Annotated in this window: 12 protein-coding genes; 3 read left to right on the forward strand and 9 right to left on the reverse strand. The window is 69.8% G+C overall.

Going from position 1 to position 14,765, the window contains the following annotated elements:
- Positions 1 to 91: 91 nt before the first annotated feature.
- Positions 92 to 712: a YceI family protein gene (locus tag H1D24_RS02535; RefSeq protein WP_181655654.1), complete on the reverse strand. Its 621-nt coding sequence runs from the start codon at positions 710 to 712 to the stop codon at positions 92 to 94.
- 320 nt (positions 713 to 1,032) lie between these two features.
- Between H1D24_RS02535 and H1D24_RS02540 the strand changes: the two genes are divergently transcribed.
- From H1D24_RS02540 to H1D24_RS02550, 3 genes are all read left to right on the forward strand, one after another.
- Positions 1,033 to 1,542 carry a hypothetical protein gene (locus tag H1D24_RS02540; RefSeq protein WP_181655655.1) on the forward strand — a complete coding sequence of 170 codons (510 nt, stop codon included), beginning with the start codon at positions 1,033 to 1,035 and terminating at the stop codon, positions 1,540 to 1,542.
- A gap of 269 nt (positions 1,543 to 1,811) precedes the next feature.
- Complete coding sequence (locus tag H1D24_RS02545) at positions 1,812 to 3,452, forward strand: acyl-CoA carboxylase subunit beta (RefSeq protein WP_258563753.1); 1,641 nt, start codon at positions 1,812 to 1,814, stop codon at positions 3,450 to 3,452.
- 72 nt (positions 3,453 to 3,524) lie between these two features.
- Positions 3,525 to 3,740 (forward strand): acyl-CoA carboxylase subunit epsilon, encoded by a 216-nt coding sequence (locus H1D24_RS02550; RefSeq protein WP_181655656.1) that lies wholly within the window; start codon positions 3,525 to 3,527, stop codon positions 3,738 to 3,740.
- A gap of 260 nt (positions 3,741 to 4,000) precedes the next feature.
- Here H1D24_RS02550 and H1D24_RS02555 read toward each other — a convergent pair whose 3' ends face one another.
- The 8 genes from H1D24_RS02555 to H1D24_RS02590 all read right to left on the reverse strand — a co-directional run bounded on the left by H1D24_RS02555 (position 4,001) and on the right by H1D24_RS02590 (position 14,448).
- Complete coding sequence (locus H1D24_RS02555; RefSeq protein ID WP_181655657.1) at positions 4,001 to 4,582, reverse strand: GTP-binding protein; 582 nt, start codon at positions 4,580 to 4,582, stop codon at positions 4,001 to 4,003.
- On the reverse strand, positions 4,563 to 5,153 hold the full coding sequence (locus H1D24_RS02560; RefSeq protein WP_181655658.1) for a DUF742 domain-containing protein: 591 nt from the start codon (positions 5,151 to 5,153) through the stop codon (positions 4,563 to 4,565). Before H1D24_RS02560 ends, H1D24_RS02555 begins: the two co-directional genes overlap by 20 nt.
- A 94-nt stretch (positions 5,154 to 5,247) precedes the next feature.
- On the reverse strand, positions 5,248 to 5,661 hold the full coding sequence (locus H1D24_RS02565; protein WP_039658182.1) for a roadblock/LC7 domain-containing protein: 414 nt from the start codon (positions 5,659 to 5,661) through the stop codon (positions 5,248 to 5,250).
- A 10-nt stretch (positions 5,662 to 5,671) separates the two neighbouring features.
- Positions 5,672 to 8,878, reverse strand: coding sequence for a sensor histidine kinase (locus H1D24_RS02570; protein ID WP_181655659.1), 3,207 nt, complete (start codon positions 8,876 to 8,878; stop codon positions 5,672 to 5,674).
- Positions 8,879 to 9,229: 351 nt separating this feature from the next.
- Positions 9,230 to 9,805: a GTP-binding protein gene (locus tag H1D24_RS02575; RefSeq protein ID WP_181655660.1), complete on the reverse strand. Its 576-nt coding sequence runs from the start codon at positions 9,803 to 9,805 to the stop codon at positions 9,230 to 9,232.
- Entirely contained in the window at positions 9,786 to 10,193 is a 408-nt protein-coding gene (locus H1D24_RS02580; protein ID WP_181655661.1) for a DUF742 domain-containing protein, read from the reverse strand. Before H1D24_RS02580 ends, H1D24_RS02575 begins: the two co-directional genes overlap by 20 nt.
- Positions 10,194 to 10,344: 151 nt before the next feature.
- Positions 10,345 to 10,758 carry a roadblock/LC7 domain-containing protein gene (locus H1D24_RS02585; protein ID WP_181655902.1) on the reverse strand — a complete coding sequence of 138 codons (414 nt, stop codon included), beginning with the start codon at positions 10,756 to 10,758 and terminating at the stop codon, positions 10,345 to 10,347.
- A gap of 9 nt (positions 10,759 to 10,767) precedes the next feature.
- A complete protein-coding gene (locus tag H1D24_RS02590) occupies positions 10,768 to 14,448 on the reverse strand; it encodes a sensor histidine kinase (protein ID WP_181655662.1) in 3,681 nt (1,226 codons plus the stop codon).
- Positions 14,449 to 14,765: the final 317 nt, after the last annotated feature.

Genomic DNA, 14,765 nt, shown 5'->3' on the forward strand with positions numbered 1-14,765 from the left:
CCATGCCGGGGTGCTCCCCCCAGGTCACGCTCCACTCGCGGTGGTTGTACGCGGTGAACGAGCCGTACGTCCGACTCGTCGTCCGGCCGTCTCACTCGGCGTTCTTGATCGCCGAGATGTCGAAGTTCAGCTTGATCTTGTCGGAGACCAGCACGCCGCCCGTCTCGAGCGCGGCGTTCCAGGTCAGGCCCCACTCCGAGCGCAGGATCTCCGCCTTGCCCTCGAAGCCGACGCGCTCGTTGCCGAAGGGGTCCTTCGCGGAGCCGTTGAACTCGAGGTCGATCGTCAGCGGCTTGGTCGTGCCGAGGATCGTCAGGTCCCCGGTGATCCGGTAGTCGTCGCCGCCCAGGGCCTCGGCCTTGGTCGAGCGGAACGTCATCGTCGGGAACTCCTCCGTCTTGAAGAAGTCCGAGCTCTTCAGGTGGGCGTCACGGTCCGCGGAGCCTGTGTCGATGCTGTCCATGGTGACGTCGATGGAGGCGGTGGACTTGGCAGGGTCCGTGCCGTCCAGGTGCAGGGAGCCCGTGAAGTCCAGGAACGAGCCCTTGACGTTGGTGACCATGGCGTGGCGTGCGACGAAGCCCAGCGTGCTGTGCGACGGGTCGATCGTGTAGTCGCCGGTCAGAGCGGCGAGGTCCGGGTTGACGGCGGGCGCGGGCGCGGCGGCGACTGCGGTGTCGGTAGCGGTGTTCTTACGGCCGAAGATGCCCATGACTGGCTCCCTGGGGACGAGCCCCGGCCTTGCGCCGAAGCTGTTTAACCTTCAATGACACCGACCATAGGTCTATTCCGTTCAACTTTCAACTTTTCTGCCAGGGTGATTTTCCATCGGTTCCCGGGCCTTTCCGGCAACCTCTCTCGCTGTTTTGGGTGCCCACTGGCGGACGCGCGTAGACCTCGGGCAGGATCTCCCTGCTCTGCCTGCACATCCGTCGCACTGAACGCACGTCAGCAGTACGAGCGCGCGTCACGAGTACGCGCGCATCACGAGTACGCACGTCATCAGAACGGTCATCAGCAGGAAGGAACCCGATGAAACTCCGCTCGGCCGTCAGCGCACTCGCTCTGATCCTGGGAGCCCTCTTCGCCCCCGGCTTCGGCGTCCTCACCGGTGCCACCGACGCCTTCGCCGTGACGAAGATCAGTCACGCCACCGCGACCTCGATGTTCCGCTCGTCCGGCATCACCTGGTCGTCGTCCGGCGGCTGCTCCGACCGCAACAACCCGACCTGTACGTCCTTCGAGCAGCTCAACCTCGCGACCGCGCAGGGCGCCCAGACCCTGAAGTCGGCCAGCGGCTGCGCGCTGAACATCACCGGCGGCACCGAGACCGGGCATGCCGGCGGTACGTACTCGCACTGGAACGGCTACAAGCTCGACTACAGCAAGTACACATGCGTCGGGAACTACATCAAGAACACCTTCACCTACATAGGCCTGCGCGGTGACGGCGCCCCGCAGTGGAAGTCCGGTGCCGGCAACCTCTACGCGGACGAGGGCAACCACTGGGACGTCACGTATTACAACTGCGGCGGCTGCTGAGTCCCGAGCCGGAACCCCGTCCGCCGAAATGCCCTCGAACGGGCGTAGGCTCCGGCTCGGAATCACCCCAGGGAAGGCATGTGCCGCGCATAAATGTGAGGTGGCTCTCGGGTGACGGCTTTGTGTAGTCCCTACAACGAGATGGCCGTCTGAGCAGTCAGTTCGGCTGCATCCATCTCGGGTTCTGTCAGGGGGCACCAGGAAAACGGGTCGGAGACTGTACGGAGTCGACGGCCCGTTTTGCTTGGCGGGCTTCGTAAGGTCGCTACATGACCGTTTTGGACGAGACGCCGGGTGACACGACGAGTGCCGCAGACAGTGGCACGGCGAGTGACGCGACGGTGGAGACGGCTGAGCCGACCGACTCCCGCGGCCGCGTGGCCGAGCTGCACGCGATCCGTACGCAGGCGCTGCGCGGACCCAGCGACAAGGCCACCGAGGCGCAGCACGCAAAGGGCAAGCTGACGGCGCGTGAGCGGATCGAGCTGCTGCTCGACCCGGGCTCGTTCCGAGAGGTCGAGCAGCTGCGCCGGCACCGGGCGACCGGTTTCGGCCTGGAGGCCAAGAAGCCGCACACCGACGGTGTGATCACCGGCTGGGGCACGGTCGAGGGGCGTACGGTCTTCGTCTACGCGCACGACTTCCGGATCTTCGGCGGGGCGCTGGGCGAGGCCCACGCCACGAAGATCCACAAGATCATGGACATGGCCATCGCGGCCGGTGCGCCGCTGGTGTCCCTCAACGACGGTGCCGGCGCCCGCATCCAGGAGGGTGTCAGCGCCCTCGCCGGCTACGGCGGCATCTTCCAGCGCAACACCAAGGCCTCCGGGGTCATCCCGCAGATCTCGGTGATGCTCGGCCCGTGCGCGGGCGGCGCGGCCTACAGCCCCGCCCTGACGGACTTCGTGTTCATGGTCCGCGAGACCTCGCAGATGTTCATCACAGGACCGGACGTCGTCAAGGCCGTGACCGGCGAGGAGATCACCCAGAACGGCCTCGGCGGCGCTGACGTGCACGCGGAGACCTCCGGCGTCTGCCACTTCGCGTACGACGACGAGGAGACCTGCATCGCCGAGGTGCGGTACCTCCTGTCGCTGCTGCCGTCCAACAACCGCGAGAACCCGCCGGTCACCGAGTGCGAGGACCCGGCCGAGCGCCGCAGCGACGTGCTCCTGGACCTGGTCCCGGCCGACGGCAACCGTCCGTACGACATGGCCAAGGTGATCGAGGAGCTCGTCGACGACGGCGACTACCTCGAGGTCCACGAGCGCTGGGCCCGCAACATCATCTGCGCCCTCGCCCGCCTGGACGGCCAGGTGGTCGGCATCGTCGCCAACCAGCCGCAGTCGCTGGCCGGTGTGCTCGACATCGAGGCGAGCGAGAAGGCCGCGCGCTTCGTCCAGATGTGCGACGCCTTCAACATCCCGATCGTCACCCTTTTGGACGTCCCCGGCTTTCTCCCCGGTGTGGACCAGGAGCACGGTGGAATCATCCGGCACGGCGCCAAGCTGCTGTACGCGTACTGCAACGCCACCGTGCCGAGGATCTCGCTGATCCTGCGCAAGGCGTACGGAGGTGCGTACATCGTGATGGACAGCCAGTCGATCGGTGCGGACCTCACGTATGCCTGGCCGACCAACGAGATCGCGGTGATGGGCGCCGAAGGTGCCGCCAACGTCATCTTCCGCAGGCAGATCGCAGCCGCGGCCGACCCCGAGGCGATGCGCGCGCGCATGGTCAAGGAGTACAAGGCCGAGCTGATGCACCCGTACTACGCCGCTGAGCGCGGTCTCGTCGACGACGTCATCGACCCGGCCGAAACCCGCGAGGTGCTCATCCGGTCCCTGGCGATGCTGCGCACGAAGCACGCCGACCTGCCGTCGCGTAAGCACGGCAACCCGCCGCAGTAATCCCGCGAACGGCAACCTCGCCGATCCTCCGCGGTAACCCTGCGGAACCCTCTCTCACGGAGACTGAGACTCATGACCGTTCCTGCTGCAGCCGCTGATCCGAGCAACTTCCTGCGCGTCGAGAAGGGGCACGCCGAGCCCGAGGAGCTCGCGGCCATAACGGCGATCCTCATGGCGCGTGCCGCCGCGCTGCCCGCCGCGGCCTCCGTTCACCGGGGGCGGAGCAAGGCCGGGTGGCGGCGGCTTGAGCGGGAGCCCGGGTTCCGGGCGCCGCACAGCTGGCGCTAGGCCTCTGGCCGGCCGGGGTAAGCGTCAAGGCCCGGCACCCAATTCGGGTGCCGGGCCTTTGGTGTGCTGTAAGTGCGTCGTGGGCGCCGTAGCGAGTCAGGCTGCCCGCCGTCCGGGTGCCGCTGCGCCCACCCGTGCCGCCCCAGCGGCACGATTGCCCGCAGCGGCGGCGGGGGAGCGCCCCGTAAGGGGCGCGGGGAACTGCGCGACCAGCCCCCACCGGCCCCGCAGCCTCGTCACCGCACTTCCCAGCGGAGCGCCTAGCGCAGGCGGGCCATCAACGCGTGCTCCACCAGGGTGATCAGGGCGCTCTTGGCGTCTGCGCGGTGGCGGGCGTCCGTCGTGATGATCGGGGTGTCGGGGCCGATCTGGAGGGCCTCGCGGACCTCGTCGGGGTTGTAGGGCTGGTGCCCGTCGAACCCGTTGAGGGCGATGACGAAGGGCAGGCCGCTGTTCTCGAAGTAGTCGACCGCGGGGAAGCAGTCGGCGAGACGGCGGGTGTCCACCAGCACGACGGCGCCGATGGCGCCGCGTACGAGGTCGTCCCACATGAACCAGAAGCGGTCCTGACCCGGCGTACCGAAGAGGTAGAGGATCAGGTCCTGGTCCAGGGTGATACGGCCGAAGTCCATGGCCACCGTGGTGGTGGTCTTGTCCCCGGTGTGCGTCAGGTCGTCGATGCCCGCGGAAGCCGAGGTCATCACGGCTTCGGTACGCAGCGGGTTGATCTCCGAGACCGCGCCGACGAACGTGGTCTTGCCCACGCCGAAGCCGCCCGCCACCACGATCTTCGCGGAGGTAGTGGAGCGGGCTACATCGCCGCTAGAGCTTGCGAAGTCCACTGAGCACCCTTTCGAGCAGTGTCACGTCAGGCTGGCCGCCGGCGTTCTCGTCGCCGCCGGGCTGATGGATGGCGACAAGTCCGGCCTCCGCCAGGTCGGCGACGAGGATCCGGGCAACGCCGAGGGGGATGGTGAGAAGGGCCGAGATCTCAGCGACTGACTTGATCTCCCGGCACAGGTTGCAGATCCGCTGATGCTCGGGCAGCTGCCCCTGCATCTGGTGCGGCTGCGCCGTGGTGTGCACCAGCGCCTCGATGGCGAGCTGGTACCGCGGCCTGGTCCGCCCGCCCGTCATCGCGTACGGGCGCACCAGAGGGTTGTGCGACGCCCCGCCCGGCGCCGGCTCGGGGGCGCGCCGCGGGGGCCCTACGGGCTGGATGCGGGGCGCCTGCGGCTGGTCGTACGGGGACGGTCCAGGAGCCGGCTGGTGCGGCTGCTGGGGGACGTACGGCTGACGCCGCTGGCTCGGCGCAGAGGGGAAGTTGTACCGGTTCGCCGAACCGTCACCCTCGCCCTGGCCATGGCCGTAGGGCCAGTTGGCCGAGGACGAACCGTCTGGGGGTGTTGCCACTTTTTCCTCCTCCGACTGCGCCGGGCACCCGTTACGGTGGGGTCGCGTCCCGAAACTTTAAGGCCACGGGACGCGAATCCGCACTGTCTGTCTGTTAGTTGAGAAGGCTGCCCTGGAGCTCGGCGCGCAGATCGGGCGTAAGGACCGAGCCCGCACGGTCGACGAGAAGCGCCATCTCGTACCCGATGAGGCCGATGTCCGCTTCGGGGTGTGCAAGGACCGCGAGCGACGAGCCGTCGGAGATGGACATGATGAAGAGGAATCCCCGCTCCATCTCCACAACCGTCTGGTTCACGCTGCCGCCCTCGAAGATGCGGGAGGCACCGGCCGTGAGGGAGGTCAGGCCGGAGGCGACGGCCGCCAGCTGGTCGGCGCGGTCGCGCGGGAAGCCTTCGGACATCGCCAGAAGGAGTCCGTCGGCGGAGACCACCACGGTGTGGGACACCCCGGGGGTGTTGTCCACGAAGTTGGTGATCAACCAGTTCAGGTTCTGTGCCGCCTGGCTCATCGGGCTCACACTAACGCTCCTGGTCGTAGGTGCTGTCAGGACCGAGGCCCTGGCCGTTCGTGTCACTACCTGCATTGCGTCCCCGTTCGACGCCCCGGCGCAGGTTGCTCAACCTGCCCCGGATCTCCTCGGGAGCGCGGGAGACCTGGGGGCCGCCCTGCGGGGTCTGTTCAGCGGTGCCCTCGACCAGATTGGCGCGGGGCACCCGCCGCGGCAGGCCTGAGGGGGTGACCCCGCCCGCCTTGGGCTTGCGGAGCGACCCGGCGCGCTGCCACCGCTCGTCGTTGGCCGAGCGCCAGTCGTCGTCGCCGCCGTTGCCCGCGGACAGATCCCGTTCCTGGCGCTGCTGCAGGCCGTCCTGACCGGTCTCCGGCTGCTGCCACTGCTGCGGGCCGGTGGGGGAGCCTCCGTTGTTGCTCGCGGGCGAGCCGCGGCGCGGAAGGCCGGCGTCGGTCAGCTGGGGGCCGCCGCCCGAAGTCGGTCCCGGACGCTCGAAGCCTACGCGGTCCTGCGGGTTTCCGTCAGCGGCCCGAGCAGATTCCGTTTCCGGAGCGTACTCGGACTGATACGCACCCTGGTACCCCGTCTGCTGCTGCCAGTCGCCCTGGCGGGGACGGGCGCCGAAGCCGTTGAAGGACTCCTGGCCCGGACCCTGCTGGTCCGGCTGGGGTGCCTCCGCATAGGCCGGCTCCTGGTAGCCGCCGGAGCCCTGGAAGTACCGCTCGTCGTACGCGTTCTGCGGCTGCTCGTCGTACGCGCCGTGCTGGTTGTCGTACGCCACCTGCGGGTCGTCGTACGGGCGCTGCTGCTCGTACGCGGAACTGTCGTACGACGGCTGCTGCGGGCCGGTCTCGTCGCCGAACACAAGGGGCTCGCCGATGCCCTGCTGAGGCCCTGCCTGGGCCTCCAGAGCGGCACGGCGCTCCTCGCGCATCAGCGAACGGCCGACGGGGTCCAACTCGCGTATGTCGTCCGGGACCTCGCCGTAGCGGCTGTCGTCGAAGCCGAGCTCAGCCGCCGTGCGCAGCGGTGCGACCTCATAGGCCTCCTGCCGCGGGATCATCGACGAAACCGTGAACTCCGAGTCCGGAACGTGCTGTTGGCCGCCGCCACCATGGGTGATCGCGTCCGGCAGCATGACCAGCGAGGTCGTACCGGCCTGCTCGCCCGAGGGGCGAAGCTGGACCCGGATGCCGTGGCGGTCGGACAGTCGGCCGACCACGAACAGGCCCATGCGCTGCGAGATCGCGGCGTCCACGGTCGGCGGGTTGGCCAGCTTGTGGTTGATGTCCGCGAAGTCCTCGGCGGTCAGGCCGATGCCCTTGTCGTGGATCTCGATCATCACGCGGCCGTCGGGGAGACGGGTCGCGGTGACACGCACCTTGGTCTGCGGCGACGAGAACGTGGTGGCGTTCTCGAGGAGCTCGGCGAGAAGGTGCACGAGGTCGGTCACGGCGCGGCCGTGGATCTCGGCCTCCGGGACACCGGAGAGCTCGATGCGCTCGTACTGCTCCACCTCGGAGGATGCGGCGCGCAGCACGTCGACGAGAGGCACCGGCTGGTCCCAGCGGCGGCCCGGCTCCTCGCCGGCGAGGACGAGGAGGTTCTCGCCGTTGCGGCGCATACGGGTCGCGAGGTGGTCCAGGCGGAAGAGGTTCTCCAACTGGTCCGGGTCGGCCTCGTTGTTCTCCAGGTCGGTGATCAGGGTCAGCTGGCCCTCGATCAGCGACTGGTTGCGGCGCGAGAGGTTGGTGAAGATCGCGTTGATGTTGCCACGCAGCAGGGCCTGCTCGGAGGCGAGCCGGACGGCCTCGCGGTGCACCTGGTCGAAGGCGCGGGCGACCTCGCCGATCTCGTCCGTGCTGGTGATCGGGATGGGCTCGACGCGCGTGTCGACCCGCCCCGGGTCGGTGCGCGAGAGCTGGTCGACCAGCATCGGCAGACGCTGCTCGGCGACGCCGAAGGCGGCGTTGCGCAGCCGGCGCATGGAGCGGCTCATCTGGCGCGCGACCAGACCGGCCAGGAGGAACGCGGCGAGCAGGGCGACCACGACGGCCGCTCCGGTGATGAACGCGTCGCGCTTGGCTTCGTCGGCGATCGACGAGGCCTCGTTCACGGCCTTGTCGGCGAGGTCCGACTCGATGGTGGTGTACGCGTCGAACCTCGCGGTGTTGACCGCCCACCAGTTCTCGGCGGTGACGCCCTGCGTGGCGAGGGCGACCCGGGCGCTGGGCTGCGTGGTGGACAGCTGGGCGAGAGCACCGACCATCGTCTCGGTGTCCGGCGGCGGGACATAGGTCTCGCCCTTCGCCTTGGCGGCCGCGGCGGCCGCCTTGGCCTTCTTCTCGCCGTCCGCCTCCAGCTCCTTCTGCAAGTCCGCCAGCTTGGCGCGGTCGGCCTGGGTGCCACCGCCCTTGTACTCGTCGATGGCGACGCGCTCGAGGTAGGCGAACGAGGTGAGAGCGACGCGCTGCTGGCCCAGGCTCGTGGCGGTGGGACCGGGCTTGACCAGCAGATGCATACCGAGGGAGCGCTGGAGGGAGACGGTGCCCTTGGCGAGCGTGATGGCGTAGACGGTGCGGCCGTAGCTGGTGATGTTGCCGGTGCCCAGGCCGAGCTCGTTGGCGAACTCCGTCAGCGGGTGCTGGATCGCGGTGTAGCTCTCTTCGGTCTTCGCACCGGGGAGCTTGCTCGTGTAGGCGGCGTTGCGCAGGTCCTCGAGGCCGGGTTCGACCTTCCGGAACGTGTCGAGGCGGCGGAGCAGGCCGGCCTGCTGCGGCATGTCCTCGACCGCGGCGTCGAACTTGTCGGCCGCGTCGTCGGTCGCCGCTTGCGCATTGGTCACGGCCTCATCGTCGCGCTTGCCCCGCAGCATCGGTTCGGCGGATATGTCGCGCTCGTCGATGAGGCGGTCGGCGTACGTCAGGGCGGCGCGCACCAGGCGCGCCGTGCTCTCGGCGTCCTGGGCCTCCTGCCAGGTGTCGATCGAGCCCTTCACCTGGAAGCCGCCCATGACCAGGCCGACCAGCACGGGTATGAGCAGGATCGCGTTCAGCCGGGTCGGCACCCGCCAGTTCCGCGGGGAGAGCCGGCTGCCGCTCGGCGCCGGCGCCGACGGCTCGGCACCGGATGCATACGCGGGCGGCGCCGCTCCGCGCGGCGGCGGGGTGAAGTTGCCCCGTGCCGACGGCTCGGGACTGCTCTTGCTTCGCCTCACTCGACCAACAACCTCTCGGCGTCGGCACGTACGTTGTGCCGCTGTGTGTCCTCAGGCCCGTCTACTGGGCAGTTCAGCCGCATTCCAGCACGTCAGGCGGTGGTCTTCCAAACAGTGGGAAGCGGAAGATCCAGGGGCGGTACGCCCTAGATAAAACGGTCATAAAGAGCGAGCCCCGCCAAAAGGCGGGGCCCATATGAGCACAGTGAGACCAGGCGACCGCGACGCGTGTCGATGCCACCGAAATTCTCTGTCGAAACGTTATGAACACCAAGGCTGACCGTGTCAAACGACACAAGCCCCTCCAGCGCAACTACGGCAACTGCCGTATGGAGATGCCTACTTGACGTTCTACTTCAAGCGCGCCATGAGTGCGTGCTCCACCAGCGTGATCAGGGCGCTCTTTGCGTCCGCACGGTGGCGGGCGTCCGTCGTGATGATGGGGGAGTCCGAGCCGATCTGCAGCGCTTCCCGCACTTCGTCGGGGGTGTAGGGCTGATGCCCGTCGAACCCGTTGAGGGCGATGACGAAGGGCAGGCCGCTGTTCTCGAAGTAGTCGACGGCCGGGAAGCAGTCGGCGAGACGGCGGGTGTCCACCAGCACGACGGCGCCGATGGCGCCGCGTACGAGGTCGTCCCACATGAACCAGAAGCGGTCCTGACCCGGCGTACCGAAGAGGTAGAGGATCAGGTCCTGGTCCAGGGTGATACGGCCGAAGTCCATGGCGACGGTGGTCGTCGTCTTGTCGCCGGTGTGCGTCAGGTCGTCGATGCCCGCGGACGCGGTCGTCATCATGGCCTCGGTGCGCAGCGGGTTGATCTCCGAGACCGCGCCGACGAACGTGGTCTTGCCGACGCCGAAGCCGCCCGCCACCACGATCTTCGCGGAGGTCGTCGCCCGCGCTCCGTCAGAGCTTGCGAAGTCCACTGAGCACCCTTTCGAGCAGTGTCACATCAGGCGCACCGCCGTTGTTCTCGTCGCCGCCGGGCTGATGGATGGCGACGAGTCCGGCCTCGGCCAGGTCGGCGACCAGGATCCGAGCCACGCCGAGCGGCATCGACAGCAGCGCCGACACCTCCGCCACCGACTTGACCTCACGGCACAGGTGGCAGATCCGCTGGTGCTCGGGCAGCAGCCCCATCAGCTGGGCCGGGTCGGCCGTGGTGCTGATCAGCGCCTCGATGGCGAGCTGATACCGCGGCCTGGTCCGCCCGCCGGTCATCGCATAGGGACGGACCAGCGGCTGGTCGCCTTCGTCGCCGTACGGCGCGTGATGGGCTCCGTACGGGTCGTGAGAGGCGGTGGGCGGGGTCATGGATCCTCCGGGTGACAGCAAGGGGTTTGCGTGCCGTCTGACAGAGCCGGTGGGGGGATTGCGGGTTTGGCGGCCGGACGGTGTGTTCGTACGTCGTGTGGGGGTTTGATCGTACGTTCGGTGGGGCCGGTGGGTGGGGTGGATCGGAGTGTCAGTGGAGCAGGCTGCCCTGCAGTTCGGCGCGGAGGTCCGGCGTGAGCACGGCACCGGCGCGGTCGACCAGCAGGGCCATCTCGTAACCGACGAGGCCGATGTCGCACTCGGGGTGCGCCAGGCACGCCAGCGACGAGCCGTCGGAGACGGACATGAGGAACAGGAAACCGCGCTCCATCTCGACCACCGTCTGGTTGACGGTGCCGCCCTCGAAGATGCGGGACGCGCCCGCGGTCAGCGAGGTCAGGCCGGAGGCCACGGCCGCCAGCTGGTCGGCGCGGTCGCGCGGGAAGCCTTCGGACATCGCCAGAAGGAGTCCGTCGGCGGAGACGACGACGGTGTGGGACACCCCGGGGGTGTTGTCCACGAAGTTGGTGATCAACCAGTTCAGGTTCTGTGCCGCCTGGCTCATCTGACTCAACTAACGCTCCTGCTGGTGAGTGGGGCGGGGGAAGCTGCCGGTCTGGCCGGTACCGGCCTGCCGACCCTGCTGGATGCCCCGACGGAGATTGGTCAGCCGGCCGCGTACGTCATCGGGCGCACGCGACACCTGCGGACCGGTCTGGTGCTGTTGCTGCTGAGCCGTGCCCGCGACGAGGTTCGCGCGCGGTACCCGGCGAGGCAGTCCTGAGGTGGTGACACCGCCGGCGGTGGGCTTGCGGACCCGCTCGGCCTGCCGGACGAGCTCGTCGTTCGGCGTGCTCCGCCAAGCGGTGGTCGCGGGCCCGCCCGAGGCCGCCTGGGGGGCGGCCGTGGGGGCCGGACGGGGCGGGGCCGGAGTAGCGGGTGCCTGCGGCTGGGGCGGACGCTGCTGCGGGTCGGTCGGCTGATCGCCGCCGCCCTGCTGGCCGCGGAACCAGTTGGTCTCGAGCGTGTCGTACAGCGGCGTCCGGCCGTCACCGGGGCCGGCCGGCGGCAGGGCTTCGGGCTCCCGTACGGGGCCCGAGGGCTGCTGCGGAACGCGGTCCGCGCGGGGGGCCGGCGGCCGCGGGGCGCTGTGGCCGCCCCGGGTGCCGAAGCCTTCCCGGCCGCCGCGCGGCTCTGCGCCGTTGGTGCCGGGCCGCTCGAACTGCCCCGTGGAGGCGCTGTCCTGAGCTGCGTGCTGGGGAGTCTGGTAGCCCTGCACCGGGAACTGGCCGGTGCCGGACGGGTTCGGGTCGCCGAAGACGTCCGGACGGACGAACTGGCCGGTGTGGCCGGGCGCGTTGGCGCCGGGGCCCTGAGGGTGCTGGCTGCCGGGGCGCGGACCGTCGAAGTCGGGGCGCGCGAACTCCGCGGTGGAGCCGGGGCCCTGGCGGTCGTCGGGGACCGGGCTCGGGTAGCGCGCACCGGGGCCGGGGCCCTGACGGCCGTCCACGCGAGGGATCGGCGCCGTGGACTCCGGCTCCTCGTGCCCGCGGGGGGTGTCGAGCGAGGCGCGGGACGCGGCCGGCTGACCGGTGTCGTTGCTCCAGGCCGGCGCGCTCGGGACCCGGGGCTTGGGGTTGCCGCCGGGCAGCTCGGCGCGCGGGCCGCCGCGCGGCGGCAGCTGGGGCGTGCGTCCGTCGTCGGCGGATTCGGCATGTGTCTGGGCCGCCCGGGGACCGCTGTGCGGCGGACCCTGCCGGAGCATGCCCGCACCGGCACCGGCACCGGCACCGGCGGGGGCGGGCCTGCCCGGGCCCTGCTGCGATGGGGACGAGGGGCCGTCCTGCGGGCCGCCGAAAAGACCGCCGCCTCCGGGCCCGGACTGCGGGCCCGGGCGCCCGGGCTCCGGGTCACGCGACGGCAGCGCCGCGCGGGGACCCGCTCCGGCGCCGACCTGCCCGCGAGGCGCCGGACCGGCACCCAGCCGGCCCGCGTTCGGGGCCCCGGAGGCACCGGCGCCGACCCCGCGGCGTGCGGCGGCAGCGCCCGCGGCGGCCTGAGCCGCCGCCGGACCGCCGGACCCGCCGGGGCCCGGCTTGCCCGGAGCCTTCTTGCCGCCCTGGGCGACATCGACGGGCAGCATGACCAGCGCGGTCGTACCACCCGAGTCGGACGGACGCAGCTGAATGCGGATGCCGTGGCGCTGCGACAGACGGCCGACCACGAACAGACCCATGCGGCGGGAGACCGACACGTCCACGGTGGGCGGCGAGGCGAGCCGCTCGTTGATCGCGGCGAGGTCCTCGGGGGAGAGGCCGATGCCGGTGTCGTGGATCTCGATCAGTACGCGGCCGTCGGGCAGCGCGTGACCGGTGACCTTGACCTTGGTCTGGGGCGACGAGAACGACGTCGCGTTCTCGAGGAGCTCGGCGAGCAGGTGCACGAGGTCGTTGACGACGCGGCCCGCGACCTCGGTGGCCGGCACCGAGGCCAGCTCGATGCGCTCGTACTGCTCCACCTCGGAGGCCGCGGCGCGCAGCACGTCGACGAGCGGAACGGGGCGCGTCCAGCGGCGGCCGGGCTCTTCACCGGCGAGAACGAGCAGGTTCTCACCGTTACGGCGCATACGGGTCGCGAGGTGGTCGAGCTTGAACAGCGAGGACAGCTGGTCCGGGTCGGCTTCGCGCGACTCCAGCTCGGAGATGAGCGACAGCTGACGCTGGATCAGACCCTGCGAGCGGCGGGACAGGTTGGTGAACATCGCGTTGACGTTGCCCCGCAGCAGCGCCTGTTCGGCGGCGAGGCGGACGGCTTCGCGGTGCACGTCGTCGAAGGCCGCGGCCACCTGGCCGATCTCGTCCCGCGAGTGCACACCGACTGACTCGACGGAGGTGTCCACGTCCTGCGGGTCGGACTCGGAGAGCTCCTTGACCAGCTCGGGCAGGCGGTCCTGGGCGACCCTGGTCGCGGTGTCCTGCAGCCGTCGCAGCGAGCGGATCATGGACCGCGCCACGACGAACGCGCCGACCAGCGAGATGCCCAGCACCAGCAGGATCACCGCACCGCTGAGGTAGGCCTCGCGCTCGGACTCGTTCCGCAGCTCACGGGCCTTCTGCTCCATCTGGTCGAGCAGGGTGAGCTCGATCTTCGCCATCTGGTCGATCTTGGCGGAGTCCGCGTCGACCCAGTCCTTGTAGGAACGCTTGTCCTGCAGGCGCAGACCGCCCTCGCGCAGTGCTCCCTTGGCGTAGGCGTTGGCGGCCGTGATGGTGGGGTTGCCCTTGTCGATGGGCTTCGTCAGCTCCGCGGCGTTGCCGCCGTAGCTGTTGTAGATGTTGGTGAAGACCGTGCGCTCGGACTCCTCGTTGTCCGCGGCGGCGGACGCGTAACGCCGGTCGGTCTCGGAGAGCTTGCCCACCTGGCTGTCGTTCGCCGGCAGGGCGGCGGCGATGATCGCCCGCTGTACCGAGGCGTACTCCTTGGCGCTGGAGAAGGCGGCCAGGGCGCGGGTGCGCTGGATCATCTCCGGGTTGCTCGTCGCCTGCGCCATGTCCGTCGAGAGCGACAGCAGCTGCTCGATGAGGCGGCTGTAGGCATCGACGGTCTGGGAGGAGTTGGTCCGGTCGGTGTAGGCGTCCTGGCGGATGCTCCTGAGCGTGGCCAGCTCGCGTTGGATCTGCAGGACGTGGTCGCGTACGCCGTCGAGGCTCTGCCCGTCTTCGGCGTCCTGGATGTCGCGGGTGGCCTGGACGAAGGCCTTGATCTGGTTGTCCGTCGTCTCCCGCGGACCCTTGACCGAGAAGTCCGAGGTGTCGCCGCCGTGACTGAGCGGGCCCGCCGACTGGTCGCGCTCGTCCTGGAGCGCTGCCGCCAGATCGGTCGCCTGCTTCGTCATTTCCGTCAGCAGCTTCATGTTGTCGAGCTGCTGGATGTCGTCCATGGACTCGCTGATGCGCAGTGCGCCGAGCGAGGTCGCGGCGACCACCGGAAGGGTCATGAGCGCGACCAGGCGTGTGGAGATGCGCCAGTTGCGCAGGGCTATGCGAGAGCCCGGGCCCACCGGGGCCTTCGGTTTCGGCTGTGACGCGGGCAGACCCGCGGCCGGCGCACCGGTGCGGGCTCCGCGTTCACCGCCGTCGCCGGACGGCCCTGGGCCGGGGCTCTGGGCGTGCTGGGGCGAGGAGCCGCGGTCGGTCCCGCCGTGCGGCTCCTGCTCCGCCGCAGCGCTGCCATCCCTCTTGAAACGTCCCTGCACTAGCGTCGCAACCTCTGGACCAGGCGTCCCCCCTGTGACAGCGGGACGGTGTCGGCGTCGTGGGGCGGTGAGTCCCCATGGTGGTCGTGAGTGACCGGCGCTGCTTCCCCTTTCCACCGCCGCTCGGCGCTGCGTTGCGCCCCCAGCGCGCCGGTTTGAATCTGCGGCGGTCCCGCGAATTTCAGCACAGTGCAGGATCTCCAACAAGGCCCGAGGGGCAGGGGACGGCCCCTGTCACCTGCTGTGACGGATGGGTTACGTGGCGTAGAAGGAGTTCCCGTACATAACGGGCGTTTGCCGCGAGATCCTGGCCGTTA

The sequence above is a fragment of the Streptomyces himalayensis subsp. himalayensis genome (assembly GCF_013778455.1).
Classification (GTDB): domain Bacteria; phylum Actinomycetota; class Actinomycetes; order Streptomycetales; family Streptomycetaceae; genus Streptomyces; species Streptomyces himalayensis.